A 2,601-nucleotide genomic window follows, 5' to 3' on the forward strand; every position below is an offset into this window, starting at 1 on the left:
AACCGGATCTACCGTTGCTTTCTTTGCAGAATCGATACGGCTTGTTTTTGATCCGTTGATTACCAGTGTCGCATTTGATTTTAATGATAGAGTTGTTAATCCAATTAGGATTATTGCGAAATTTAATTTTTTCATTTTGAATTGTTTTAAAGTCCAGGGCCGGATGTTCGAAGACCGAGGTTTAGATACTTAAATTGTTAAGATCTATATCTTCGGCCTTCTGACATCTGACTTCCCGACTGTTTTATTTAACTTGATATACGTTTATCAACGAATCTGATTCTCTGGTAACCTTGATGTAACTATCTTCAACGGCCCTTATTTTCACCATTTCGGATTTATAATAATCAAGATCTTCCTGTTCGGTTTTTCCTTTAAAATCGTCTTTGAAGAAGTGCATCCAATCCATCATTTTTTCATCGGCTGCATTTAACCGTATAATTAAATCGTTTATTTTTTGTTTTTGTAGTACCGAATCCTGAGCAAGTTTAATCTGATCTGAAACCAAGAGTTTGTCTAATTTCATTTTGTTCTTTACTACTTTTTCCCCATCAATCATTAATTTATCGTGGATGTTAAGTACTTCCTGGCGTATCGCTTTCGAATCAGGTTCCGTTTTACAGGAAAAAAGCAAAGTAGTTACTAGGTACAATACCGTAAGATTTAATCTGTTCATATGCTGTGATTTAAAAATTATAAGTAATTCCAACATAAACCTTTCCTGCACTCATTGGGTGATCGGTTTCAGCTTCCCAGATATTCTTTTGAATACCTGCATTTAGCGCCACATTCTTATAAAAAACATCTATACCTGCGCCGCCCATCAGATTATTCATGACGTGTTCTCCTGTTTTTTGGCCCTGGTATTTTTCTCCGCCAGAATATTCATAAAAAAACTGCGCTGATGGCATAACCTGAATATCTTTGCCAACTCTTTGGGTATAAAAAATATTTAAGAAACTGGTCGTGCTGTTAGCAATACTTTCATCGCGGCTGTTGGTTCCATTAACCTTGTATGAGGTATTTAGGCTCGCCCCAAATTTTCCTAAGCCTACCATGTAGTTTAGGTATACAAAACCATCGGTACTTCCTGTCCCAGCTTGCATCAGCGAAGAATAACGGATACCCGCCGCATTTTTGAAATCGTTTTTACCTGTTGGCAATTTTATACCAGCTCCGGCAATCAATTGTTGTTTGAAATTATCTTCTAGTTTTTGCACGAGATGGTAACCTGCATACAAATTAATATCGCCCAGGCTAGAAATGGAGGAGGTATAACCATTATAGCGCTCGCTATTGGAAACATAAGGTAAAATGGCATTGATTTCCAGTTTGCTGTTGATGAAATATTTACCTCTAACCTCTAAAGAACGGTAAAGTTCATAATCATCTGGATTGCCCGCATGATTGGTTATTGGTGAATCCTGACTTCGCGCTGGGATAAAGAAATTTCCTCCATTAGGGAATAATGAATGTGATTGCCCTTCATAGCCGCTAAATGAACGATAACGGTATAAAACGCTGATGCTGTTGCGGTTGTAATAAGGGGTGATGCCCATAAAACAACCGCAGATATCGCAGGCAAAAGCCTGACTGCTCATGAGTAGGAAAATTAAAATCAATAATTTACGACTCGCTGTATAGTGTGTTTTTGATAAATTCATTGTCTGTTAATGTTTTTAAAAAGGCCTTGATCTGCTCTTTTTCTGTGGTATTTAAAGGGATGCCATTTTTTAGTTGAACGTCGAGATTTACTGATGCTTTAACGCCCGAATTATAATGTTCTAAAACCTCATCCAAGCTGTAAAAGCGCCCGTCGTGCATATATGGACTCGTATATTCGATATTGCGTAAGGTAGGTACCCGGAACTTTCCTAAATCTGAAGCTACACCCGTAATATGCGATCGCCCTTCATCGGTACTTACCAGATCTAATCCGTTACTGCGGTAAGAAAAATCTGTGAAAAATGGCGCTGCATGGCAGGATGTGCATTTTTCTTTGAACAGATTGTAACCCGCCAATTCTGCAGAGGTAAAAGAAATACCACTCTCTTTACGCATTACCTTATCGTATTTCGAATTGCCAGAAACCAATACTGCCGTAAATTGTGCAATCGACTTTAAAATCAGCTGCGAATTGATTTCTGTTGAACCAAAAGCTTGCTTAAATAAATCAGGATAAGGAGCCGTGTTTTTCAGGAACGCAACGATTGTTTGTATATCAGTACCCATTTCGCAGGCATCGGTAATGGCATTGAGCGGAGAAGTTTCGATGTTTTTTACACCTCCATCCCAAAAGAACGCTTTTTGCCATGCCAGATTAAAAAGTGGAGGCGTATTCCGTTTTCCCTGGCAATTATTTACGCCATGACTCACTTTATGATCAAGTTGTGTAAAAGCAGCAAATTGTTGGTGGCAGCTTCCACATGAAACGCTTTTATCGGCCGATAAGCGAGCTTCGTAAAATAACTTCTTGCCCAGTGCAAAACCTGCATTACTTAGTTTATTGTCTTCGAAATTGTATACAGGAGCAGGGAAGTTGGCAGGAACCAAAAAGGTAATTTTCTTTTCCTCAGGCGTTACTTCATCTTCATTCTTGCT

General features: G+C 38.6%; 3 protein-coding genes. All 3 read right to left on the bottom strand.

Annotated elements, in window-relative coordinates; genetic code table 11:
* Positions 1-244: 244 nt before the first annotated feature.
* Positions 245-676 (bottom strand): hypothetical protein, encoded by a 432-nt coding sequence (locus AC1DPQ_RS24235; protein ID WP_477584186.1) that lies wholly within the window; start codon positions 674-676, stop codon positions 245-247.
* A gap of 10 nt (positions 677-686) precedes the next feature.
* Positions 687-1,664, bottom strand: a complete 978-nt coding sequence (locus tag AC1DPQ_RS24240; protein WP_477611133.1) for a transporter — start codon at positions 1,662-1,664, stop codon at positions 687-689.
* Positions 1,627-2,601 (bottom strand): cytochrome-c peroxidase (locus tag AC1DPQ_RS24245; RefSeq protein ID WP_477611134.1); only part of this gene is annotated, 975 nt, incomplete at its 5' end. The genes AC1DPQ_RS24245 and AC1DPQ_RS24240, both read right to left, overlap by 38 nt.

The sequence above is a fragment of the Pedobacter sp. 01T416_2 genome (assembly GCF_056398925.1).

Coding starts and splice junctions, on each gene's coding strand:
- AC1DPQ_RS24235 (WP_477584186.1), bottom strand. CDS start 676: ATGAACAGATTAAATCTTACGGTATTGTACCTAGTAACTACTTTGCTT.
- AC1DPQ_RS24240 (WP_477611133.1), bottom strand. CDS start 1,664: ATGAATTTATCAAAAACACACTATACAGCGAGTCGTAAATTATTGATT.